The following is a 26,027-nucleotide window of genomic DNA, read 5'->3' on the forward strand; positions in this document are numbered from 1 at the left end:
ATTACCTTTCTTTTCGTTTCTCATATACCAAGCATATTAAAAAGACCACCATATTCACGATAACAATGCTTGATCCTGTTGGTGCAGAATATTGGTACGATATATATACCCCCACGCAAAAGCATATAACAGAGATAATTACTGCTACAATAGTTACTGACTTAAATGTTTTACAGATACGCATTGCACTTAAGGAAGGGAATACTAAAAGGCTTGATATTAACAACGTTCCCATCATGCGCATTCCTAGAACTACTGTGATGGCCGTTAATAATGCGATAATCATATTATAAAAATCACTCTTTGTACCAGTCGCCTTAGCGAAAGTTTCATCAAAGGTCACTGCGAATATTCTTGGATAGAATAGTATATACAAAATCAAGACTACAATTGATAATCCAATGGATATCCGTACATCGGATTTACTCATAGCAAGAATACTGCCAAACATGTAATTGCATACATCTGTGTTCATACCCGTCGTTAAGGAGACTGTCATTACACCAACTGCCAACGCTCCACTACACATTAGTGCTGTTGCAGCATCCCCTTTTATCTTATTACTTTCATTCATACGCAGTAGTAAAAATGCCGCCAGTACACAAATCGGTATGGCTATTGCAAGTGGAGTAAGATTAGACACATAAGCTATGGCAAGTGCAGCAAAACCAACATGGGATAATCCATCTCCAATCATAGAATACCTTTTTAGTACAAGACTTGTTCCTAATAGCGCAGAACAAAGAGAAACTAAAATACCTACAATCAATGCTCTTATCATAAAAGAATAAGAAAACATATCCATGATATTTTGTATCATTTTCTTTCCCCTCCTGTCATAAAGCGTACTCCAAGTTCGGTATTCATATATTCACCCATTGTTCCAAAAAACAACTGTGAATTACCTAATTGTAAGATATGAGTTGCATGTGCCGTAGCAAGCTGTACATCATGTGATACCATAATTACAGTAATGTTATCTTTTTGGTTTAGCTCTTTAACGATATTATACAATTCTACTGTCATTATTGGATCTAATCCCGCAACAGGTTCATCAAGCAACAACATTTTTTTAGTTGCACATAGAGCCCTAGCTAACAAAACTCTCTGTTGCTGTCCTCCTGATAGTTCTCGATAGCATTTTCCCTTTAGCGGAAGAATCCCCAGTTGTTTCAACTTCTGAAGAGCTATCTTGCGATCTTCTCTGTTGTAAAACGGGCGTTTACCACACTGATTCAAACGTCCCGACAATACTACTTCCATTACGCTAGCAGGAAAATCTCTTTGAATCTGTGTTTGCTGTGGTAGGTATCCTATTTCGGTCTGACTAAGTCCATCTCCCGTTTGAATCTGCCCGGCTGATGGCTTCTTTAGATTTAAGATTCCTTTCATAAGTGTACTTTTACCCGATCCGTTTTCTCCCAGAATGCAGAGATATTCTCCTTGATTTAATTCGAAATTCACACGAGTTAATACTTCCTTTCCCTCATATGAAAAAGAGACATCCTTACAAGTTAATACACTCATTTAATTCAATGCCTCCTTAAGAACATGGACGTTATGTTCCATCCTGTCAAGATACGTAATCCCTGCTTCAAAGTCTTCCTTGGTTACATTGTGTACGGCATTTAGCTGCTCACTTTTTGCACCTGTCTCTTCGCAGATAGAGTCGCATATCTTTCCATTGGACAATTCAATGTGGAAGACAACTGGTATTGCATCTTCTTTGACTTTATCTGTTAAGAAAGCAATTGTAGCGGCATTAGCCTCCGTATCGGTTGAGCAACCTGGGAATGCTGCATAATAAGTCAGTCCATACTCTTCAACCAGGTAACGGAATGGGAATCGATCTCCCACTATAATTTCCTTTCTTTTTGCAGTATCAACTACCTCTTTGAATTCTTGGTCAAGATTCTCTAGTTTCTTAGTATAGTCATTGGTATTGCGTATATAGTCCTCTTTATTAGCCGGATCGATTTCACATAAAGCATCACATAACTTCTGTACAATTACAATTGCATTCTTAGGAGAAGTCCAAACATGTTCATCATATTCAACTTCTTCCTCACCATCTCCAGCTTCTTCTGCTTCTGATGTCATTCCTTCAACAGTTTCCTCTTCCACTAAATCAACACAATCCATTAACGTAACAATCTTGGTATCTGTTGTATCAATGGATTCCAGAATAGACTCTACCCAAGAATCCGAATCACCTCCAACATAGACGAATAGATTGGCATGTTCTATGTTTTTTATGTCTTTTGGCGTTGGTTCAAAACTGTGACTTTCCGCCCCCGGTTTTAATAACATAGTAAGATTAATATGATCACCAGCAATCTGCCTTAAAAAGTCATACTCAGGAAAGATGGTTGCTACCACATTTACTTTATCTTCATCTGCTTTATTTTCCTTACCTTTGTTTTTATCTTTGCATGCACTTAAAGTAAGCATAGCAAGAAGCATAACTATACCAAATATAAAATATTTATTTAATTTTCTTTTCATAATCACACATTTCCCTTCTATATTACCAAGTAAAACAGGCAATAATGAGCCTTATCTAATTACCATGGTTTTTGCTATAATAGCACTATAGATAAAAAAGAGCACAACAATAAGACGGTCTTTAGATACCATCTTTTTCCGTGTACTGTGTGATTTCAATCGTCCATTCTTACCTTATCATCAATGGGATTTCGTTTTAGAATATAACCATAAGAATCGTCAATATGTATACGTTTGACAATCAATAGAACAATTCCAAATACAATTGTTGTTAACATCCCCTGCAATAATTTTTCAATCTGATTCATCAATTGAAGTTCATGACAGATTGTACAATCAGCTCCTGTACAATCGTGAAACTCATGCGTTGCAGTAAAAGTTACAAAATAGAATAATACAAAGGTAACACTAAAAGCAATCAGAATAGTAATATATCTTTTCATCATTAATTTATAATCCATATTACTGAGGCCCCTTTATATTATTTTGTGCTAGTACGGTACACTGTTGTATTACCGTAAGACTTAATTGAATTTGAAATTGGTTTTCATTTTAGACTATGTTTAAACATAAGTCAAGTATATTATTTTATCCACTGCTATTATTGCTACTTCACCCTCGGCCTCAAAGGATGATAGTTTTAAGGATTTTCCTCCATGATTTTTTTAATATGATCTGCTGTTTCTAAAGAGATTGCATCAAATAAGCGATTTTGCTTTGTTGGCATTGTCTCTAGATAAATCTCACGAATGCTTTCATTCACACGCTTTACATCTTCCTCTAATTCTCTTGCTGACAACAATCTACAACCTTGCCCTCGTATAATCACCTGTTCCACTCCATCAGAAGTCGCTACTGTAATGTTATATTTACGCTTGTTCTCATGAGAGAATCTCTCGATATATTGATCTGCAGTTTCTGCCTCCTTTGTAAAGACAATATGAATATTATGATAATCCATAATCTCCGTCATATGTCCCTGTACGCGGTAAGCATCATAAACTACGATAAGATTACATTTCTTAATCGCTTGGTAGTTACATAAGATATCTTGTAACTTTCCTCTCGCACTGTCCATGTTTGTCTGAGCAAGCGCATTCAGTTCCTCCCACGCATAGATTATATTATATCCATCCACCAATAGATACTCCTCTAAAACCTCAGCCTTCTTATAGGTTCGTACAACTGGTGAAGCATTACTCTCTGTCTTCTTACTGGAATTACCTTTATAATAGTTGACCCTTCCCCCACTGTTTGCATAGAAAGTACGATTAAGAATGTGATCGATCTCATCCGTGTCAATCCACCTCTCTTGATAGGAGGTCTGTACCTTACGTTCCTTATCTACATTGCCTGTATTCTTTCTTAATGCATCTAGATAACTTTCCACATGCATATAATCTTTTACTTCATCCCAGCTTACAACAAATCCTGCTCCATGTGAACAGAATACAGAACCCGTTGGATTCTCTAGATCTTTCTCTGCATCATAACCAAGCGTTTCAATTACCTCGTTTTCATTGTGGCACGGCTCATATCCTTTTAGGTCACAATATAGCCTCCCATGACCACCTGTATAAGCAATCACTTCCCTTTGATAATCACGCATAGTAACAACAGGCGCACTACCTACTAGGGTTGCCATACCTTCCTTTGTTTCTGTTATCTCAAATGTTCCATACATCTTCTCAATATCCGTCATGGCCCTACCAATTACTTTCTCTGGAACTTCTAACTGGAATTCATAATATGGCTCTAATACTATCGAATTAGCTTGTTTTAACCCCTGTCTAACTGCGCGGTATGTTGCTTGTCTGAAATCGCCACCTTCTGTATGTTTTTGATGGGCACGACCTCCCACTAAGGTTATCTTCATATCTGTAATACCCGAACCTGTCAAAACACCCAGGTGTTCCTTCTCCTCTAGATGGGTTAGAACAAGACGCTGCCAATTTCGGTCCAAATCATCTTCACAACAATTTACACCAAACTGTAGTCCAGATCCTGGTTCACCGGGTTCTAAGAGAAGATGCACTTCTGCATAATGTTTTAACGGTTCAAAATGTCCAACCCCCTCCACGACATCTGTTATGGTTTCCTTATAAACGATATTACCTGTTCCAAATTCTACGTGCACTCCAAATCGTTCTGCAATTAAACTACGTAATATCTCGATCTGTACCTCACCCATGATCCCTGCTTGAATCTCTTGTAGATTCTCATCCCAGACAATATGAAGTTCTGGTTCCTCTTCTTCTAGTTGACGTAATTTCGGTAACATGGAACTGGCATCGCATCCCTCTGGTAACCTAACTTGATAGGTTAGTACGGGTGCTAGAATCGGTGCCATAGACGCCTCTTCCACACCAAGCCCTTCTCCCGGATGTGTATCTGTTAGTCCCGTTACTGCACAGATTGTACCTGCGTTAACTTCAGCCACCGTTTCATACTTCACTCCAGAATAGATCCGAATCTGATTTACTTTTTCTTGTTTACTGGTTAATACATCTTTTACTTTCAGGCAACCACCAGTAATTTTCATATACGTAAGTCGATTGCCTTGTTCATCTCTTGCAATTTTATATATCTTTGCACCAAATTCTGTCGGATAGATTGGAGCTAACGTATATTTTTCAAGTCCATTCATTAATTCTTCTACACCCTCTAACTTTAGGGCAGCACCAAAGAAACAAGGGAATACCTTTCTCTTTTGGATCATTTCTCTTATCTTGTCTAATGCGATACTTCCAGATTCCATATATTGTTCTAACAATGTTTCATCACACATTGCTATATTCTCAAAGAATTCTTCTGCCCCTATATCTCCAAACTCAATACAGCCATCATCTAACACATGCCTTAACTCTTCGATTACTTTTCCCTTATTCGTTCCCGCTTGATCCATCTTATTCACAAAAAGAAACACAGGAACCTTATATTTGTCTAATAATTTCCACAAGGTTCTTGTATGACCCTGAACACCATCTGCACCGCTGATTACTAGGATTGCATAATCTAATACTTGAAGCGTTCTCTCCATCTCTGCTGAGAAATCCACATGCCCTGGAGTATCAAGTAGTGTGATTTTGGTCTCTTTCAGGTTGAGTACCGCTTGCTTTGAAAAGATTGTGATTCCCCTTGCCCTCTCTAGGGTAAATGTATCCAAGAAAGCATTACCATTATCCACCCGTCCAAGTTTTCGTATGCTTCCACTCATATACAACATGCTCTCTGATAAAGTAGTTTTACCAGCGTCAACATGTGCTAAAATTCCTATTGTTAATTTCTTCATCTATATTCTCACTTCTTCTTTTTTAGGCCGACATAGTATCTAACTACGTAGTAGGCTCTATTGATCATTCCGATATCGTAATTTTATTATATATTACTCAAACTTCGTACATAAAAAACTTCAATTAAAGTGGGGAATTGCTATATTCATAAGAAAAACTATCTGAACACGTCAGCACTGTACTGACTACGTGTGAAAGCTAAGCGAGAGCGGGGTTTTCGCTGAATATGGCAGTTAACTACTCTTCGCAATCTTCAAGTACGAAGTTTGAGTTTATTATTAATTCTATTCTAACATAATCTGCTTCGGAAACCAAGAATTGAGTATATGAAATGATAGGATTCAGTATCAAAAGGTCACAAACAACGTTGGAGACGTGATTCACTATATGTAATTAGTCATTTTTTAGATAGCGATCAAAGAATTGTAAGATTGACGAATTCAGCTTTCTTACAGTTTTATCAACATTAAGAGTTATATCTTGTCCGAATACCAAGGTAAGCGGTGGGCATGAATACGCCAAATCTGTTAGTGTCATATGCCCAGCGCCTTGTATATAGATATGTTCTTCTACGACTCTATCATCCGATAACATCTTATAGTTTTCTTCATACTGAGTCCATTTGCTTAGATTCTTCCAGGAACTATCGCTATATACATTCAATACGGGAACTGGATATGGCTCCTCCTTCCATAGGAAAGTATTGTCTTTCACCCCAATAATATCACACATGTAAGGTGCTTCTAGAACAACTACGGCTTTCACATCCTCTCGATCCCGTCCTACCCCTGCTGCTGCAGAACCTCCCATAGAGTGTCCCATTACACCGATTGCTGATGGATCAACTAGTTGATATACATATTCACCTTCATCTATCTTTGCATTGGATAGAATCGTATCAATGACAAAATTCATATCTCCTGTACGTACAGACATCCATTTTTGGTAGTACTCATAGCTTTGTTCTTTATTCTTCTTAGCATTCTCCTTCATTGTTTCAGAACGAAATGAGGAAGACATTGGTATCTTCTTTCCCTTCTTATCTTTCGTTTTAAAACATTGATATGTATGGTCGATGGCGCAAACCACATATCCATGGCTTGCTAATTCCTCATATAATGCCACATTGCTTTCTTTCACACCAAACGTACCATGAGAGAACACAATCAAAGGTGATTCACCATAATTCTCCTTATCCATTTCTTCTGGATACCAGAACTTCACGTTAAGCCAACGATTCTCCTTTTGATTTGAATACGTTTCTAAACGGTTTTTATCTACATAAGTTGTAGTGAAGGTTCCTACTACATATTCTCCAGTAGGTTTTGGTAGTTCATATTTAGGAAAAAGCATAAGAATAACTGTAGCAACAAGTAACGCTACTCCTCCCAATATACAGCAATATCCTGCAGGTGTATGATTTGACTTATTCGATATACAAAATACAATGAATATTATTTCTAATAAACAACTAATTCCTAAGATTATTGTTCTCACAATTTAACTCCCCATTCATTCTATAAATTTTAATAACTAGAACAAGTATACAATATTTTTCTATAATATAACAGAAAAAAGACCTAACAGAACCTAGCATCGATTCTATTAAGGTCTAATCATACTCATTGATATATTATTTTAACTGAAACCGATTAACCAATTCCGTCATGGATATTGCCTGTGCAGACAATTCTTCACTGGTAGCTGATGTCTCCCCAGCTGTTGCAGAATTTGATTGTATTACTTCAGAAATCAGCTTGATTCTTGTTTTCGTTTGTTTCATGGAATCCGCTTGTTTCATAGAGATGACACTTAATTCCTTTGAAGTTTCTTCAATCACCTTTATTCCTGTAACCACGGAATGAATAGACATTGCTGCCTTCTTAGCAACCAAATTTCCTTCTTTGATTTCTTGAATTGACCCTTCAATTAACTTTCTAGTAACAACCGCAGACTGGGCACTCTGCTCTGCTAATCTTCGTATTTGCTGTGCAACAACTGCAAAAGCTTTTCCTTCTTCTCCTGCTCTTGCCGCCTCAATTGCTGCATTCAACGAAAGTAAATTCGTTTCTTCTGCGATATCTTCAATTTCCGAAATAATATTCTCAATCTTGTGAGAAGTTTCATCAATTCGCTCCATCGCCTTAACCATGAATTCCATTTCTAAACGACTATGATCTGCTTCCTTTGCATACTGCTTTGCCTGATTATATGAAAGTTCTACATTCTTTGCAGTCTTTTGAACTCCTTCTGATAGATCTGCTATGGATACTTGAATTTCCTCCACAGACTTCGCTTGGTTTGATGCACCTACTGATAGACTTAAGGCGGCATCTGCTAAATTTCCTGAACCAGACGACACCTGGTTTGCTGCATCATCAATAAGATGTAGAGTTTCATTCATTTGAACGTTTAATTGATTCATCGCTTCCTTTAATGTAATAAAACTTCCCACGTAACATTCTTCCATCGTTGAATGCCCCGCATAATTCCCATTTGCCATCTCTCCAAGCAATCGTTCTGCATCTTTGATAATAAGATTTAGATTCATAGCCATACTCTTTGCCTCTTCTACAATTTCTGCTACTTCATCTTTTGAATCCACTTCTGGGAAGGGTGAAGATAGTTCCCCTCCCGCAAATGTTTTTAAGCGTTCCGATAATTCTCCCAAAGGTTTTGCTATCCCCGCTGCAATGCGATCTCCCAACTTAACAGCAATTACAAACGATAATACAATGACTATTATTATAACTATTATAAGAACAATCTTTAATATCTCTAATATCATCTCTAGTTTATTACCACGTTCTATATATATATCCATGAATTCTGACATATCCGTATGTACTTGTTCATATATAGGATCTAGTTCCTCTACAGCTCTCTTTTGTGCCTCTATGCTTCTAGATTCATCTGATGAATTCCCAAGCTTTAGAATGTCATACTCTGTAACCCAGTAGTTTGTAAGTTCTTTTTTAATTCTATCATAAAGGATTGTTTCTTCATCCGTAGTTAAGATTTCTTCTAACTCCTTTATATATGTATTAAAACTTTCTTTATTCTTATCATGAGTAGCTAATGCTTCTGCAACTACATCTTTATCTGTATAACCAATAATAGAACGAGTAGCACTTCTACAATCAGCAAAAGTAATTAAAGCTTTTCCTATATCACCTTGTGAAAAGCCATAATTTTTCAATGCATATGCATATTGATTTGTTATTACTATCATTGTAATACACCCTAATATACCTGCTATGCTTGTAATTGCAGAAATCAAGATATAAGAACTTGTAAGCCGCTTTTTTATCCTCATCTTCTTAAACATAATTGTAAGCATGCTCCTTTCCCCCTTAAGCTCTCCTTTTACATTCTAAAAGGATAACCGTTAAAATCCTTGACGAATGCTTAAGCATTTTTAATGGTTATCCTTAGATGTTTTTCTCTATGTAGTTATATTTTTCATTAATAAACTCTTATCCAATGCTTCTTTTATGTTACTCTTATGTTTATCTTATATTCCTATATATCATCGTTATCCTCTGACATTTTTTCAGTACTTGTATTCAAATCTTCTTCATACGTTTCAATAATAGGGGAATTTTTCATCTCTTTCGCTTGTTTTAATGTTGCATAAAAACCATAGCCGATTGCTCCAACTCCAATTACACCAAATGCTATTATAAAAATCATCAAAAACGTATATTCATTTCCGGCACTATTTAATCGGTTTTTAAACATACTAACTGCTAAGAATATCAGATATACTCCTGCCATAGAATAGATAGCAATTCTTCTTTTATCCTTCATGATACATTCCCCCATTCTTTCAATTACTGTGATTATTTATGACTACGTCCTTCCTAGCCATAAACGGTACTCTCGCTGCTTATTATTTACGAACTAGATATTTTCTCATATCAATTGCACAAGCAATTAAGATAATTAAACCTTTGATTATATATTGTGTGTTCTGGTTGATGGATAAGAAATTCAATGCAACGAAGATGATACGAAGTAAGAATACTCCTAATACAACGCCTCGAATCTTACCAGTACCACCTACGAAGGAAACACCACCAATAACACAAGCTGCAATGGCATCACATTCATAGTTAAGTCCAGTGTTAGCTTGGTTTGAGCCTATACGAGCAGACTCAATAAATCCTGTAATTCCATACATACAACCAGCAAGTGTGTGTACCATAATTGTTGTTTTCATTACGTTTACACCAGATACATTGGCTGCCTCTGGGTTCGATCCAACTGCAAACATATTCTTACCAAAGGTCGTCTTGTTCCAGATAAACCACATGATTGCTACAACAATGCACGCATACCATACATAGTTTGGAATCGGAACTCCGAATAAGGAAACCACACTACCTGTTACAAATGTTTTGAATGATTTATCTAGACCGGAAAGTGGTTGACCATTGTTTCCATTAATCATGATGTACATTAATAATAGACCGTATACGATTAACTGCGTCGCTAATGTTACGATGAATGGATGCAGTTGAAACTTTGCAACAAAGAAACCATTGACCCAACCAATAATACCACCGACAATAATAACTATAAGAATTACTAATGGAATTGGTAGAACTGGTAAATTAGGGAACATTTTCGTTGCATAAGTTGCAGATTGCAGCAACGAAGCGGAGATACATGCTGTTAAGCCAACAATACGACCTGCCGATAAGTCAGTACCCGTTAATACGATACAACCTGCTATACCACATGCAATCGGAATATTCGCTGCTGATAACGAAACGATATTAACAATTGAGTTTACTGTTAAGAAACGTTGATTCTGCGTGTATGTATAAATTACAGCAATGATAAGGAGTATATATAGCGCATTATTAATTAAAGCCTCCTTCCAAAAATTGAATTTATCTTTCTTATCCAGTTCCTTATAATTAACAAAGCCTTGTTTTACGTTGGAAACCATATTCATTTTTACACCCATGCATATCACAATTTTCTTGTGATACTGCTAAAACAAATAGGTTGAAAGCAAGCAATGCATGGCTCCTTTCATAAGATTTTTTATTCTTTCAACCCGTTCCTTCTTATACATACTTAGCTGCTAGAGCCATAATTTCTTCTTGTGTTGTATCAGTAGCATCGACTTCACCAGCCAATCGTCCACCTGACATAACAAGAATTCTATCACACACACCAAGGAGCTCTGGCATTTCTGATGAAACCATGATAACTATTTTCCCTCTATTAGCCAAATCTAATATTAATTGATAAATCTCATATTTGGCACCAACATCAATGCCACGAGTAGGCTCATCTAATAATAATACCTCTGGATCCGTTAACAACCATCTTCCTAAGATAACCTTTTGTTGGTTACCTCCTGACAGGGTCTTAATCTTCGTCTCTTGACGTGGCGTCTTCGTACGCATTGCATCAATCGACCACTTTGTATCTTTCATCATTGATTTCTCACTCAGATATAGATGATGTTTCTTATGCTTTTTCAAGCTAGATATAACCGTATTCTCTCTGATACTTAGAATTCCGAAGATGCCAGTTGAACGTCTTTCTTCTGTTAACATTGCAAATCCATTCTTTATAGCTTCTCTTGAATTTCTATTAAGGACTTCTTTTCCGTCCAATTTAATAGTTCCTGACTTCCTAGTTGCGATACCGAATATATTCTCAAGACACTCTGTACGACCACTTCCATCAAGTCCTGCTAACCCGATGATTTCACCTTTTCTAACAGAGAAGGATACATCGTTTAATAAGGAATACTGTCCCGTTAGATTATTTACCTCGAGCGCGATTTCACCAGGTTCATTTGTCTTTGGTGGGAATTGATTATTCAGTTCTCTACCAACCATAAGCTTAATAATTTCATCGATTGTAAGATCCTTAGCAGGTTTTGTTGCTACATAAGTTCCGTCACGCATAATCGTTACTTCATCGGATATTTTTAATATTTCCGCCATCTTATGAGATATGTAGATAATTCCACAACCTTTGTCACGTAACATATTTATAATCTGAAATAAATGTTCTACCTCTTCTTCAGTTAGTGAGGAAGTAGGTTCATCAAATACAATTATTTTCGAATTAAATGAAACAGCCTTTGCTATCTCTACCATTTGTCGTTGTGATACTGGCATAGTACTCATGATTTTTCTTGGATCAACATCGATTCCAAGTTCTTCAAATATCTTCTTCGTATCATTGTAGATTTTTCTCTCATCTACCATTAATCCAGCTCGCTTAGGGTAACGTCCTAACCAGATATTATCCATTACATTACGTTTTAGTGCCTGATTTAATTCTTGGTGCACCATAGCTACACCATTTTCCAAAGCTTCCTTTGAATTCTTAAAGTTAATTTCTTTACCTTCGAGTTCGATTGTTCCACTATCTTTCCCATATATTCCGAATAAACATTTCATTAATGTAGATTTTCCTGCTCCATTTTCTCCCATTAATGCATGAACGGTTCCTCTTTTCACTGTTAACGAAACAGTATCCAAGGCTTTGACACCCGGGAACGTCTTACAGATGTCTGTCATTTGCAACAATACGTCCTTCTCCATGGTCTGCCTCCCATCTTTTTATCTTATTACTTTTCCCTGAATAGTAAGAGAAGGCGACCACCATCTCTTAATGGTCGCCCTATGTTGTTAATTACATTACTCTGTTACTTATTCTCCAGTATACGTTGCATATGGAATATAGATCTTGTTACTAACATTTGCTGAGATGTTATAAGAATCTGTTCCATCCATTACGTTCTTACCACCAGCTGCATTTTGAGTTAAGAATGCGATACAGTCTGCCATACCTTCTGCATCTTGTTTAATCGTACCAGTCATCTTACCATCTGCGATTAATTGTTTTGCTGCATCTGTAGCATCTACTCCGAATACAGGAATTGTTTTACTAGTTCCGTCACCAAGATTATATCCTTTAACATTTAAAGCAGAGATTGCTCCTTCTGCCATACCGTCGTTGTTACAGATAACAAGTTCAATCATATTACCATTTTCTTCATTAAATTGTGAAAGGTTTGTTGTCATATAGTTGTTTGCTGCTGTTGCACTCCATGTACCATCTTGGTCAACTTGGTAGCGATCCGAGTTTGAAGAATCAAAATATTCTAATTCTGGGAGATTATTTGCCTTTAATACTGCATTCGCATCTTCTACACCATATTGTGTACGATAGATTGCTTCTACGTTACCGAGTTGTCCCATAAACATTGCATAGCTGATTTTTCCATCACCATTTAAGTCAATTGAATCAAAGTTTTTAACAACATATTCACCAATCATAGTTCCTTGCATATGACCAGCTTCTGGAGCATCTGTTCCTACAAAGGCACATTTGTCATAGCTTCCAAGTACCGTTCCTTCTTCTGCGTCACCTTCCACTGCACGGTTAAAGAAAATAATTGGAATACCTGCTGCTGATGCTTTATCTACAATTGCTTGTGATGCATCAACGGATCCTGATGTAACAATGTTTACAATAAGTAATGTAGCTCCAGTACTGATTGCTGTATCAATTTGTTCATTCTGTGTCGTTTGGTTACTGTTTGAATCATAATCCTGATATGTAACACCTAGGGAATCTAGTTGTTTGTCAAGTGCAGTACGAACAGAAGCAATGTAAGTATCAGAATATGTATAATAGAAAACTGCTACGTTGGCATCTGACAAGTCTGCTTTATCACCTGCTGTGTCTACTACATTCTCTGCCTCATTATCTGCTTTTGATGAATCTGTACTTGTTTCCTTGGTTGAATTGTTTTTTGGAGTATTGTTTTTAGAACTACTACAACCAGTAAATAATGTAACCGCCATTGTAAGACATAACATTGTTGCTAAAAATCTCTTTTTCATATAATCACCATAACCTTTCTAAAGTATGGCGACTTTGTGCAAGTCAACTTGTTGACTTTTGGCACCCAATCGCCGTGTGAAAGATTTATCTTTCACACTATCCTCCTCTTCCTAAAAGAAAATGTAACTGATCAGTTATTATCTTTGTACTGTAAGGATATCATATTACATTTTTTAACTCCATGTGATTATGTACTATGAATGTATGAAATTTTACTGTGTTTTGTCTACTTTAACCAATCCTAATGCTTATATCGTAATAAATTATACAAAAAGAGCGTAAATCTGTCGATTTTACGCTCTTTTTTCGTAATATGTAACACATCTAATCAAAAGGGAATAGGATTCTTTGACACTCTTCATCAAACATATTATCCCTAGTGATCAGCTGTGTTGATGTGTCTATTCGTGTTTGCTTTGGCGATTGATTATTAATTAGCCTATATGCACATTCTACACCTAAGTATCCCATTGCATAAGGGTTCTGCACAAGTAATGCATCTACTACACCCTTTTCTAGCATCTCTACGGATACAATATTACTATCGAATGCTATAACCATTGTTTCATCCGCCAAGTTCTCTTCTTCAATTGCATACCCAACACCAAGACTTGTCCATTCATTAAAGGTTACGATAACATTAATCTGCGGATGTTGACGTACCATCCACTTGGTTTCATTCTTGGCATCTTCAGACGTTGATAATACATTCCTTGAATCAATTATGGTTACTCTTGAATCCTCTTCTACTGCATCACGAAATCCTTGTTCCCTCTCTTGACCATTGGCTGAGTTCTTATCAAAATTAACTATTCCTACGTAAATCGCTTTTTCTGTACTTTCAAGCACTTTCTCTCCTGCTTTTTTTCCTGCTAAGTAATTGTCCGTACTGATTCGACAACTTACCCTATCACTATTCACATCACTGTCAATAACAACAACCTTAAGCCCTTGGCTTACTGCATAGTTAATTGCTTCTGCGCAGGCATTATAATCAACCGCCGAAAACACAATTGCATCTACTCCGTTTTTCACTGCCTTATTAATTAATTCATTCTGCTTCTCATAATCTTCCTCATTATCTGGACCTTCGAAAGTGATTCCTAGATTATACTCTGTACTTGCTGCATTCGCGCCAGAGAATACGGACTTCCAAAACTGAGAAGTTGTAGATTTCGTAATAACAGCAATCTCTTGTTTGTTACTATCAACAACAGCTTTACCATTCGAACTAAGTGAATTCCATATGAAGATACAGCCACCAATACAGATTATAAGAAATAGGATCGCCAACACTACATATAAAACTTTCCTTAGTATTCGTTTTCCACTATTTTGTACCATATCTGTCCTCCTGTATCTTAGGTATCAAAATAGAAATCTCTGTACCCACATCCAATTCACTTTTTATCGTGACTCCATATAGATCCCCAAAGTAAATCTTAATTCGGTCATTCACATTCTTAATACCAATTCCTGTTTTGTCACTGGTTTCTCTTTGTAGTATCTCATTGCATTGTTCGTCGGTCATTCCTACACCATTATCAATTACACGAAGCACAATATCCTCTTCTAGCCCGCTTACCTCAATGGTTATGATTCCTTTATCCACCATATCAAGACCATGATAGATAGCGTTTTCAATAATGGGTTGCAGAGTTATCTTGTTACATAAGTAAGATAAACACGCTTCATCGATGTTAAAATCATAGCTAAATTGGCTCTTATACCGATACTTTTGAATCTTCAAATAACTTTCAGCATGCTGTAATTCTTTTTCTAACGTAATAAGTTCATGCCCTTTACTTATACTAATTCGGAATAACTTTGCTAAAGAACTTACCATCTCGACCGCTTCCTCGGAACGATGTTCCTCACACATCCACGCAATAGAATCTAACGTATTATACAGAAAATGTGGATTAATCTGGGATTGTAATGCATTCAGTTCTGTCTTACGAAGGCTGATTTCTTCTTGTCTAACTTTTTCCATAAGACTTTGAATCTGTACAACCATATGCTCAAAAGAATCTGACAGAGCCGCGATTTCCCTAGTTCCATTAATGTGAGTATATTTAAAGTTCTCAGCATCACTCTCAAAACCGCTCATTGCTTTAGCAAGACGATTAGCAGGTCTAGATATTAACCTAGAGATGAACAATCCGATTACAAATGCCACAATTAGGACAACCACAAGTAACACAGCAACTATTTGAATCATATTCGTTACTTTACTTGTTATTAGCTCGTCTACATAACTCACACCTACGACTCTCCAATCACAATTTTCAACCGTATACATCGTATACATTACATTGGATTTGGTATAATGACCATCTTCTAGGTTTGCTAATTCCTTCGTATTCTCTTCCTTCAAACCAGAATAGATTAATTGTTGCTGTGGATGATAAACTATGTTTCCACTCCCATCCATAATAAAGCAGTACCCATGTTGTCCAATACCTACATCATCAATGTAGTTTGCAATATTAGAGAAACGAATATCCATTGTTATCTGCATCCTCTCCCCTTTGGGATTATCCATTACATGTGATATGGTAACAACCCATGGATAATATCCTTCAAGAAGGGAATTCACATGCGGAGTGGATATGTTTAATATCTTTTTACTCTCTATAATCTTATTATACGATAGATTTCTTATAGTCTTATCCTTTAATTTGAAGTCACCTGACCAACAATTCATTAGATTACCATTCGTATCATAAACAACCACAGAAACTACATCGGTATGAATCTTTAACAAATTAGTGAAGAAATCATTCTTTGTCTTTTCTTCCATACTGATATTATCTCGTATGCTTTCCATGATTTCACCGATATCTTCTGTGTAGTTTGTTATTGTGTTCTGAACTTGTACGATTGCTTGTTCACTGCTAGTAATAGCACTCTGCTCCATAGATACTTGGTAAATCTTAATTAAGGTTACTAACACAATTACTACCGCAAATAAAATAATACCTATCACTAACGTAGTCATAATTGTTGATAAGGAGACTCTGTTTAAGCGAAGTTTTGGATCAACCTCTTTTTTATTATTTATCTTTTTGTTATTAGGTTTCTTCATTGTTTCTCCTACACATAATAGGCGATTCCCCAGTATATTTTTTAAAACAATAACTAAAATAATGTTGATCACTGTAACCGCATTTTTCTGAAATCTCTCTAATTTTCATAGAGGAACATAGGATTAAATCCTTCGCAATCTCAATTCTTTTCTTCGTTAGTAACTCAATAAATGTACTATCTGTATATTTCTTAATCAATGCACTTAAATAATTGGGACTTACCGCAATCTCATTACTTATAGAGACCAAGGATAAATCTGTATCCATGTATTTTCTCTCTATTAATTCAAGAGCTTTTTCACAAATTACCTTACTACTCTTTTTTCTCTGTTCTGCTATTAAGTCCCTTGCGGATAAGCAAAAATCAATATAACGCTTACGTATCTGTGAAGAGTCAGCCATAAACATCTGATTCAAAAAAGAAATATGCTTCTCTAGCTCCGTTACCGCATCGTCTTCTGCTACTGCGTAAACAATACGAAATACTTCCGATATCAGCTGTGTCATCATAAAATTGGCTACCACCTGTGATATACATCGCTTATCCATTGTATCAAAAAAGGCATTCAGATAATTCTCTAACTCTTGTTTCGTACCCCCTCGAATTAGGCTTTCAACTTCACTGATAGAGTCCTGAATCTTCTCTAAATCAAAGTCTTCTGTTCTCTCTACATCAGATATGAAATATACACTTGTTCCACTTCTTCTAGAATATCCAATCGCATTCATCGCCTCAATATAAGCCTCATGGGCACCAATTATTTGTTTTACTGGTCTACTAATTCCTATAGAACAAGATAATTTCATAATACGTTTTACATTCTGTGCGATCTCTTCAACCGCAATATGTAGATACTTATCAAAATCTGATAACGTGGCCATTAATAGAGATACCACTTTGCCTTCTGTATAAAAACTAACATGCTTTATGTACTTACGTAAGATACTATCAATAGCATTCACACTTGCTCTAGTAGTACAATTATTGTCCTCTAAATCCAATATACTAGTAACTACTACGGTATAATGCAACTCACTATTCTCTTCCTTTAATAAACCGTATGAAACTGCTTCCTTCATAATTTGATCGTTCTTACTTTCCTTGTTTCTCTCTTGATATCCATCAAGAATTAATGACATAAGGAAGCTAGAACCTTCTACTTGTTCAGAGTTTTGTGATGCAAATTCGCTGAATTTATCATCAATCTTACTTTTAATTCTCTTTAACTCTTCTGTTAGACCTGCTGATGTTATCGGTTTTAGCATATAACTCACAATATTATATTGTATTGCTTGTTGTGCATAGCTAAAGTCATCATACCCACTGATGAATGCAATTTGCATCGCTGGTCTAATCTCTCTTACTTGTCTTGCAAGTTCAATACCTGATATAAAAGGCATTCGAATATCGGTTAATAACAAATCTGGTTCTAGTTTTTCAACTAGCTCTAGTGCTTCTGCTCCGTTTTCTGCTTCCCCAATAACAGAAAATCCAAGGCTTTCAAAGTCAACCTTCCGGATTAGTGCACGACGTAGTTCTTCTTCATCATCTGCTACTACAACTGTATACATACCATTCTCCTTTGGTTTACATTATTGTACAGTATAATAATAATACGTTTTATCAAAGCAGTAAATAGAAATATAGGCTAGACCTAAAAAATCAACCTTTCGGTTGATTTTTTAGGTCTAGATTTATATATTGTATTCTTATAGTAATTCTTTGATTTTTGCTTCTACGTGTTTCATATCTTCTGTTGGTTCAAATCGTTCCACTACATTCCCAGCTCGGTCCACTAAAAACTTCGTAAAGTTCCATTTGATGTCTGGTTCGTTTTTAAAATTAGGATTCGCTTCACCTAATAGATTTTCTAACACAGAAGTTAACTTATGGTTTGGATCAAATCCCCCGAAACCTTTTTGTGAAACAAGATGTTTGTATAATGGAATGGCGTTTTCACCGTTTACTTCAATCTTCGAGAACTGAGAATATTTAACACCATAATTTAATGTACAAAATTGTTTGATATCTTCATCGGTTCCAGGTGCTTGATTTCCAAACTGATTACAAGGGAAATCTAGAATTTCAAATCCTTTGTCCGCATATTGGTCATATAATTTCTGTAATTCCTCATATTGCGGAGTAAATCCACATTCTGTTGCAGTGTTTACAATCAATAACACCTTTCCTTCATAATCTTTTAATGAAACCTCAGTTCCATTCTTTGCTTTTACTGTAAAATCATAAATATTCATATGCTTCTTACTTCCTTTCTTTTATTATATTAATAGTAAAACAGACCTACGTACATATCCGATCCTATACATAAGAACGTTTTATATTTATTATATTACCAAAATCATTAACCAAAAATCTTTTGATCAATATCAAGAACTGTAATCTCGCGTAGGACTTCCACACAAGCATTATTCATTTTACCATACACATCATCCATAATAGCACCCATACCAGATGCAATTTGACAATTATTATCCATGTCACCTGTTTGCTTAGAAACAGTGATCGGTGCTTCTTCTAAAGAAACTAATACCTGCTTAAGATTGACCGCCGAGGAATCCAGAGGGAAATAGTATCCTCCTTCTTTACCTTCCTTCGTAGCAATCAATTCTGCTTTTTTTAATTTTGCTAGAACTTTTCGTAGCCTTGCCGGATTTGTACAAACATTACTAGCTATTTGTTCACTACTTTGGCAATCTCCTTTATGGTTAAGAAACACAAGTGCATGTACTGCTATCGCAAACTCACTCGTCATATTAATGATTCCTTTCCCTTGCTGACATTTCTGCACGTTTTTTATAGTATACTCCTTTTCCATATAAATAAAAACCCTAATGCCATACGATTCCAGTATTTTTTCTTCTATCAATTTTGCTTATATATCTATCTTACTACATTGAGAATAAATCATTCAAGGCTTCTGTCATAGTTGGATGCGTAAATATTTGATTTTTTAATTGAGAAGCATCTGCGTTATAGTCCATCGCCATCTTAACAACATTAATCATCTCATACGATTCTTCACATAGAAGCATAACTCCTAGAATCTTGTCTGTATCTTTGTGTACAATAGCTTTTAGCATTCCCTCCGTACGTTTCAAAACTTGTGCCTTTGGTATTGCTGCTACTGGCATCTTCAAGACCCTTATCGGAATATTTCTTTCCTTTGCTTCTTTTTCATTCATTCCTACTCTTGCATACGGAGTATCAAGAAACACGGAATATGGAATGTTCTTCCTCGTCTGTCTTGTATATGGTACTTTATTAACTGCAGATTCACCAACAGATAAGGCTCCCTCTATAATACGATAATCATCTAATGAAAGATAAGTATATTGCGCTTCTCCAGTCACATCACCCATAGCCCAGATATTCGGTACTGATGTATGTAGATATTCATCCACTACTATTGCACCTCTCGCATCCATATCTACGCCAATACTATCAAGGTTCAATCCCATCGTATTCGGTTTACGACCAGTAGCAACTAATATAGCGTCCGCTTCTTTACGATACTCTGTATTATTCTTAGTAAATACTACTTCATTCTCTTCCACACGAATATTCTGTACACCAAGTTCAAAACATATACCTTTCTTTGTCATAATCTCTTTGATGCTATCTGCTATATCCTTATCTTCCTTTGGTAAAAATCCTTCTTCTCGTTGAATTACAGTAACTTCAGAACCAAAATTATGATACATAGAAGCAATCTCAAGTCCAATATAACCAGCACCTATAATACATAGCTGTTTAGGAAGATTTCTATTCTCTAATAATGTCTCACTTGTATGGACATATGCATTCCCTTGTATACCTTCAATAGGTGGAGTATTTGGTGTAGCACCCGTATTGATAAAAATCTGATTTCCTTCTAAAACTATTTTTTCATCTTGCATCTCTACATTAACTTTGTTCTCTGATTCAAAACTTGCTTCTCCATGATAGATTGTTATGTTTTCAAATTGATTCAGCTTATCATAGTTTTTTCCTCGTAACATAGTTACTAATGTATTCTTATCCTCTATTGCACGCTTATAAGCCTCTGCCTTTTCATCAAAACCTCCTTCTTCATTGGCTACTTGATGTGCTTTTTCTCTTAAGAATTTGGTAGGAATACAACCAACATTGATACAAGTTCCTCCATACATCTTCTCTGATTTCTCAATAAGTGCAATCTTTTTGTTCTGTTTTGCTAAGGATGCTGCTAATGTTTTCCCTGCTTTTCCAAACCCAATTATAATGACATCATAAATCATATTCAACCTCCAACTACGATCTTATTTGTTATTTTATAACTGTAATTATAATTGTTACAGTTTAATATGTCAAGACTTTAAACTTCTCTTTTCAACTTATATTCTTATCCTTTATCTTTTTATTTTTCGTTTCATTTGGATATAGAATATACAAGTTGATATTGGTCAATCAAAAAATCGCCTTCGAAGATAAACTTCATAAGGCGATTCAACGGACAAATATCTAGTTAATTACTTTAGTACTTTATATAACAACTCATATAACTTCAAAGCTTCTTCTGGACTCAAATCGATACAGCTTCCTACCTTGCTAGGGATATCTACTGCCTCTTCCCTTAACTGTTTTCCTTGACTTGTTAAAGTTACATCTAGATTTCTCTCATCTTCCTTTGATCTAGAACGAGATACATACCCCTTGGCTTCCAACTTCTTAAGTACAGGTGTTAAAGTACCAGAATCAAGATATAGACATTCTCCTAGTTCTTTTACTGTAATTTTACTCTTTTCCCACATCACTAGCATTACAATATACTGTGTATAAGTTAAATCTATTTCATCAAGAAATGGTTTATAACGTCTTACTACTTCTTTTGAGCACGCATATAACGGAAAGCATAGTTGATTTTCAAGTTTTAGAAGATCATACTTATTACTCATTCAAAACCCTCTTTTCTTTTCATTGTTTACAATTTAATTTACCATACCTTCTGCTCAATTACAATTCCTTATTGTAGTAACGAATTCTACAATGCCTCTAACAACTCTCTAACCTTATATTCAACATCTCCCATGTCCTCCGTCGGTTCAAATCTTTCAATTACCTTACCTTCACCATTAACTAGGAATTTAGTAAAGTTCCATTTAATATCAGGCTCATTCTTATAGTTGGGATTTGACTGTTTTATAAAATCTTCGAAAGCTATCGCCTGCTTATTATCTCTATTGAAACCTTTGAAGCCCTGTTCTTTTACAAGGTATTGATAGAGGGGGATTGCATGTTCACCCTTAACATCAATCTTAGAAAACTGCGGAAACTTAATCCCAAACCTAGCGTCACAAAAAGTAATTATTTCCTCGTCGGTACCCGGTGCTTGATTTCCAAACTGGTTACATGGGAAATCTAATATTACAAATCCAGCATGAGCATATTTCTCAAACATATCTTGTAATTCATCATATTGTGGTGTAAATCCACATTCTGTTGCCGTATTAACGATTAACAATACATTACCCTTATACTTTTCTAAAGAAACTTCCGTTCCGTCCTTTGCAATAACCTTAAAATCATAAATATTCATCTAAATCACCTTTCCTTCCAAATATCATATAGCTTTATAGTAGTTTACTGATATACTCTTCAATTTTTATGGGTTCAACTGTTGGTGCAAATCGTTCAACAACATTACCTTTTCTATCAATTAAAAACTTTGTAAAATTCCATTTAATTTTATTCCCCATGATACCATTTTTCTGTTTCTTAAGATACGTATACAAAGGCTCTTCATTCTTTCCATTGACATCCACTTTATTAAACTGTTGAAACGTTATTCCATATCGCATAGTGCAAAATGTAGCAATCTCATCACTGTCACCAGGTGCTTGATGGCCAAATTGATTACACGGAAAATCTAATATCTCAAAACCTTTATCCTTATATTTATCATATAAATCTTGTAAGCCATTATATTGTGGGGTAAATCCACATCCTGTTGCCGTATTAACAATCAATAAAACTTTACCTTCATACTGTTTCATATCTAGTAAACTGCCTTTATTATCTTTGACTTTATAATCGTATAACTCCATAAACTTCTCCCTTCAATTTAATTTAATTCGATTTTTATAAATTTAATTTTATACAATTTAATTTTACTTGTCAATATTTATTTTACAATTAATACAAAAACAAGGCTATGTACGTATAAAATACATGGTACATAGCCTTGTTTTCATCATTATTGCTATATATACTACGATGCTAGATTACTCTTTGCCTAGCTGAATCCATTTCTTCTTTTCAAAGCTTGCTCTTTTTGCTTACTTTCTTACAACACTGATTCTTTCACCAATGTGATCTCCCTTTGTAATCTCATCAACCATTGCAACTGCATAATCCGCATAACTGATGATACTCTCTCCCTTACTGTTTAGGGTAAACTCTTCTCCTGCAAGGATATATTCTCCTGTCTTTTCTCCATCTGCCTGAAAATCTCCAGCAGGACTTAAGAATGTCCATTTTACATCTGATCTTAGACGAAGTTCTTCCAATGCCTTTCCTTGAGCCATCGCCAACGGCTTAAACATCTCAGGGAAGTCCGGTGTCTCCATTACCTGCATAGTATGCTCCGGATTAACATAGAGACTTCCGGCACCACCTACTACCAAAAGGCGAGTCTCCTTTCCTGAAAGTATGTCACAAAGATGTTTTAAAGAAGTACTATGCTGTGGTAATGTTTCTGGAGTCCAAGCCCCAAATGCATCCACCACTGCATCAAACTGCTCTAAATCAGCTGTTGTCAAATCATAGAGATCCTTATTAATGACCCTATTTGTCACTGACTTGTTTTCGCTTCTTACGATTGCTGTTACATCGATTCCCCTTTCTACTGCCTCTTTAACGATTAACTGTCCTGCTTTTCCATTTGCACCTACAACTGCTATTTTCATATTCATTACCTCCGATGTATGTTTTGCTGTAACTTTGATTGTTGTAACACTCATTGTTACATCTAATATATCACCTCCACGTTGTAATGTCAATAGTTACAACAGCAAAAAAATAAAAGACATCTCTCCAAATGCCTTTTTTATTGCTTTATTCAGTTAGGACGACGGGGCAACTTTGAACCTCGAGTTCAAAATTGCCCCGTCGTCCTAGCTCTTTGCTAAGTATCTTAAGGTATCGTTCATTACATCCTGCAATGTGATAGATGCCAGTTCTTTCTCCATGGCCGATTGTACCCTCTGCAATTTATCATCAAGAATGTGATGAATATTCCTACCGACAGGACATTTCGGATTCGGATTCTCATGAAAATGAAATAGTTCTCCTTCTTCCACACATTCTACCGCTTGATAGATGTCAAGGAATGTAATCTCATTAAGTGCCCTTGCGATAGAAGCTCCTCCGCTACCGCGCACAACATTCACAAGCCCCGCTGCTTTCAACTGTGCCAACAGCTTTCTTATAATAACTGGATTTATGTTCGTACTAGAAGCTAAGAAATCACTAGTAATCTTATATTCTTTTTCAAAAGTATTTATACAGGCGAATATATGAACGGCAATTGTGAATCTGCTAGATATCTGCATATGAATTGTCCTCACTTTCGTTTTCCATACATTCTACTTCGTTTCTAATGTAATGTCAATTGTTACATCCTCTATTTCACAATCAATCAGTACTTGTCAGATTGATTGATCTTGGCAGTTAATATAAAAGATTTCATATTTATATTTTTCCATTCCATAACCTTAAAACCTTTTTGTTCTAGCATAGGAATAATCTCTTTTTTCCCATAGATGTGATAATCCCCGCTATCAGAATATCTCAATGTCCAATTAAACAACCTAAGGATCCACCCAAATGGAGCTGTTGGATCACCTAATATAAATATTCCATCATCGTTTAATACTCTTTTAATCTCATCTAAAACTATTAGGGGATTGGGATAATGGTGAAAAGACGCATTACAGATGACTACATCAAACATTTTATCTTTATAAGGTATTTGTTCTGCATCACCTACTTGAAATTCTGCTTTTTCTTGTAGATAGCTTTTTGCTTCCAAAACCATATTCTCTGATAAGTCAACACCAAATAATTGAGCATCTATTTTATCTGATAATAACGATATTACATTTCCATTCCCACATCCTAAATCTAAAATCTTGGTTGGTTTATCTTCCATTGATACTATTCTTTCTATAATCTCATGATACATACAATTTACGTACTTTCCATCATGACTGTTATTATAGTCTTTAGCAATATCATCAAAGTGACTTTTAGAGCTTTCTTTCACATTCACTATATTATTCATAAAGCACCTCCATCATTGAATATGTGTCATTGACATATATTCATTCAAAATCCATTATAATACCCTGGTAATACCCAGGGTTTAATAAATTAATTTGTTGACTAAATCAGTTATTATACGTATCTTATCCTCTGTTGATATTGAATCATCATTAATAATTGGCATCTGTCCGTGAAGAATAAAAAGTCCCATGCTCTTACAATTCTCTACTTTGATTACCCTATTTTCCTTCAGTCTTTCTAACATAGCAATCATATGTGATTGTGTTACCTTCAACATCTGGTATTCCAATTGTTTATGAAACAGTTCATTTCCTATTCCATGAAAGAAATCATGATATCTTTCTCTTCCGTCTGTTTGCCTAAATCTTATAGCCAACTGCTTCATATATTCTTCTATAGAGTCATATTCAGCGTCTAAGACCTGTATGATAGGTGCAGCACATTCATTGGCATATAATTCCAGAGCCGTATAATACAACTCTTCTTTTGATTTGAAATACCGGTAACATAAACCAGATACTACATTCATCTCTTTTGCTATATCGGTCATCGTTGTAGCTTCGTATCCCTTGCTTGCAAAAAGTTTCATCGCAGTATCAATCATTTCTCGTTTTCTTTCCTCTGGTGGCTTTGAAACTCTCATTCCTTCTCCTTTCTTCCTTATTTTAGATAATATCATTCAAGTGATTTTTTGTCAATGACATTTATTCATTCGTTTAACAAAACATCTAATAAGATGTATTCTATCGAGGTAACTTTTTCATCGTTACAACAAGTAAATTAATTAGACTACAAATTTCGCTAGTGACATTTCATTGTTTCATGTATAATGTACTTAACTTGACAACGCCAATTTGAACTCACCTTCAGAAACGTACATCGGTGCTATCTGATGGCAGGTAATAAATCGGACTTTATAAGGAGATATTT

Annotated in this window: 24 protein-coding genes; all 24 read right to left on the reverse strand. The window is 35.6% G+C overall.

All coding sequences use genetic code 11. From position 1 onward, the window contains the following. Nucleotide 1 precedes the first annotated feature (1 nt). The 24 genes from BUB90_RS02345 to BUB90_RS02460 all read right to left on the reverse strand — a co-directional run bounded on the left by BUB90_RS02345 (nucleotide 2) and on the right by BUB90_RS02460 (nucleotide 25,740). On the reverse strand, nucleotides 2–820 hold the full coding sequence (locus BUB90_RS02345; protein WP_073282326.1) for a metal ABC transporter permease: 819 nt from the start codon (nucleotides 818–820) through the stop codon (nucleotides 2–4). Further along, nucleotides 817–1,527 carry a metal ABC transporter ATP-binding protein gene (locus tag BUB90_RS02350; protein WP_073282329.1) on the reverse strand — a complete coding sequence of 237 codons (711 nt, stop codon included), beginning with the start codon at nucleotides 1,525–1,527 and terminating at the stop codon, nucleotides 817–819. The genes BUB90_RS02345 and BUB90_RS02350 overlap by 4 nt, the downstream gene beginning before the upstream one ends. After that, complete coding sequence (locus BUB90_RS02355) at nucleotides 1,528–2,505, reverse strand: metal ABC transporter substrate-binding protein (protein WP_073282585.1); 978 nt, start codon at nucleotides 2,503–2,505, stop codon at nucleotides 1,528–1,530. A gap of 155 nt (nucleotides 2,506–2,660) precedes the next feature. Beyond that, nucleotides 2,661–2,966 carry a hypothetical protein gene (locus BUB90_RS02360; protein WP_073282331.1) on the reverse strand — a complete coding sequence of 102 codons (306 nt, stop codon included), beginning with the start codon at nucleotides 2,964–2,966 and terminating at the stop codon, nucleotides 2,661–2,663. A gap of 179 nt (nucleotides 2,967–3,145) precedes the next feature. After that, entirely contained in the window at nucleotides 3,146–5,797 is a 2,652-nt protein-coding gene (locus tag BUB90_RS02365; RefSeq protein WP_073282333.1) for a translation factor GTPase family protein, read from the reverse strand. A 394-nt stretch (nucleotides 5,798–6,191) separates the two neighbouring features. After that, nucleotides 6,192–7,295, reverse strand: coding sequence for an alpha/beta hydrolase family protein (locus BUB90_RS02370; protein WP_073282335.1), 1,104 nt, complete (start codon nucleotides 7,293–7,295; stop codon nucleotides 6,192–6,194). A gap of 136 nt (nucleotides 7,296–7,431) precedes the next feature. Continuing rightward, entirely contained in the window at nucleotides 7,432–9,138 is a 1,707-nt protein-coding gene (locus BUB90_RS02375; RefSeq protein ID WP_242952462.1) for a methyl-accepting chemotaxis protein, read from the reverse strand. Nucleotides 9,139–9,320: 182 nt separating this feature from the next. Then, the gene (locus BUB90_RS02380) at nucleotides 9,321–9,608 is read right to left on the reverse strand and encodes a hypothetical protein (protein WP_084139032.1); all 288 of its coding nucleotides are present in this window, start codon (nucleotides 9,606–9,608) and stop codon (nucleotides 9,321–9,323) included. 82 nt (nucleotides 9,609–9,690) lie between these two features. Beyond that, nucleotides 9,691–10,761: a galactose/methyl galactoside ABC transporter permease MglC gene (locus tag BUB90_RS02385; protein ID WP_073282590.1), complete on the reverse strand. Its 1,071-nt coding sequence runs from the start codon at nucleotides 10,759–10,761 to the stop codon at nucleotides 9,691–9,693. 115 nt (nucleotides 10,762–10,876) lie between these two features. After that, on the reverse strand, nucleotides 10,877–12,376 hold the full coding sequence (locus BUB90_RS02390; RefSeq protein ID WP_073282339.1) for a sugar ABC transporter ATP-binding protein: 1,500 nt from the start codon (nucleotides 12,374–12,376) through the stop codon (nucleotides 10,877–10,879). A 108-nt stretch (nucleotides 12,377–12,484) separates the two neighbouring features. Next, entirely contained in the window at nucleotides 12,485–13,684 is a 1,200-nt protein-coding gene (locus BUB90_RS02395; RefSeq protein WP_073282341.1) for a galactose ABC transporter substrate-binding protein, read from the reverse strand. Nucleotides 13,685–14,009: 325 nt separating this feature from the next. Then, the gene (locus tag BUB90_RS02400) at nucleotides 14,010–15,029 is read right to left on the reverse strand and encodes a substrate-binding domain-containing protein (protein ID WP_073282343.1); all 1,020 of its coding nucleotides are present in this window, start codon (nucleotides 15,027–15,029) and stop codon (nucleotides 14,010–14,012) included. Next, a complete protein-coding gene (locus BUB90_RS02405; protein ID WP_084139033.1) occupies nucleotides 15,016–16,773 on the reverse strand; it encodes a sensor histidine kinase in 1,758 nt (585 codons plus the stop codon). The genes BUB90_RS02400 and BUB90_RS02405 overlap by 14 nt, the downstream gene beginning before the upstream one ends. Then, nucleotides 16,760–18,346, reverse strand: a complete 1,587-nt coding sequence (locus BUB90_RS02410) for a response regulator (protein ID WP_073282345.1) — start codon at nucleotides 18,344–18,346, stop codon at nucleotides 16,760–16,762. Before BUB90_RS02410 ends, BUB90_RS02405 begins: the two co-directional genes overlap by 14 nt. Nucleotides 18,347–18,484: 138 nt before the next feature. After that, nucleotides 18,485–19,030 (reverse strand): glutathione peroxidase, encoded by a 546-nt coding sequence (locus BUB90_RS02415; protein ID WP_073282347.1) that lies wholly within the window; start codon nucleotides 19,028–19,030, stop codon nucleotides 18,485–18,487. Nucleotides 19,031–19,137: 107 nt separating this feature from the next. Beyond that, a complete protein-coding gene (locus BUB90_RS02420) occupies nucleotides 19,138–19,548 on the reverse strand; it encodes an RrF2 family transcriptional regulator (RefSeq protein WP_073282594.1) in 411 nt (136 codons plus the stop codon). 136 nt (nucleotides 19,549–19,684) lie between these two features. After that, on the reverse strand, nucleotides 19,685–21,052 hold the full coding sequence (locus BUB90_RS02425; RefSeq protein ID WP_073282349.1) for an FAD-dependent oxidoreductase: 1,368 nt from the start codon (nucleotides 21,050–21,052) through the stop codon (nucleotides 19,685–19,687). Between the two features lie 231 nt (nucleotides 21,053–21,283). Beyond that, entirely contained in the window at nucleotides 21,284–21,709 is a 426-nt protein-coding gene (locus tag BUB90_RS02430) for a MarR family winged helix-turn-helix transcriptional regulator (RefSeq protein WP_073282351.1), read from the reverse strand. 86 nt (nucleotides 21,710–21,795) lie between these two features. Continuing rightward, nucleotides 21,796–22,350, reverse strand: coding sequence for a glutathione peroxidase (locus tag BUB90_RS02435; protein ID WP_073282353.1), 555 nt, complete (start codon nucleotides 22,348–22,350; stop codon nucleotides 21,796–21,798). Nucleotides 22,351–22,384: 34 nt separating this feature from the next. Next, nucleotides 22,385–22,858 carry a glutathione peroxidase gene (locus tag BUB90_RS02440; RefSeq protein ID WP_073282355.1) on the reverse strand — a complete coding sequence of 158 codons (474 nt, stop codon included), beginning with the start codon at nucleotides 22,856–22,858 and terminating at the stop codon, nucleotides 22,385–22,387. Between the two features lie 231 nt (nucleotides 22,859–23,089). Continuing rightward, nucleotides 23,090–23,719 (reverse strand): NAD(P)-dependent oxidoreductase, encoded by a 630-nt coding sequence (locus tag BUB90_RS02445; RefSeq protein WP_073282596.1) that lies wholly within the window; start codon nucleotides 23,717–23,719, stop codon nucleotides 23,090–23,092. A gap of 207 nt (nucleotides 23,720–23,926) precedes the next feature. Continuing rightward, nucleotides 23,927–24,364: an Rrf2 family transcriptional regulator gene (locus BUB90_RS02450; protein WP_073282357.1), complete on the reverse strand. Its 438-nt coding sequence runs from the start codon at nucleotides 24,362–24,364 to the stop codon at nucleotides 23,927–23,929. An 86-nt stretch (nucleotides 24,365–24,450) separates the two neighbouring features. Further along, nucleotides 24,451–25,095 (reverse strand): class I SAM-dependent methyltransferase, encoded by a 645-nt coding sequence (locus BUB90_RS02455; RefSeq protein WP_073282359.1) that lies wholly within the window; start codon nucleotides 25,093–25,095, stop codon nucleotides 24,451–24,453. 81 nt (nucleotides 25,096–25,176) lie between these two features. Further along, nucleotides 25,177–25,740: a TetR/AcrR family transcriptional regulator gene (locus tag BUB90_RS02460; RefSeq protein WP_073282361.1), complete on the reverse strand. Its 564-nt coding sequence runs from the start codon at nucleotides 25,738–25,740 to the stop codon at nucleotides 25,177–25,179. Between the last annotated feature and the right edge of the window lie 287 nt (nucleotides 25,741–26,027).

The organism is Anaerosporobacter mobilis DSM 15930 (assembly GCF_900142955.1).
Lineage (GTDB): Bacteria > Bacillota > Clostridia > Lachnospirales > Lachnospiraceae > Anaerosporobacter > Anaerosporobacter mobilis.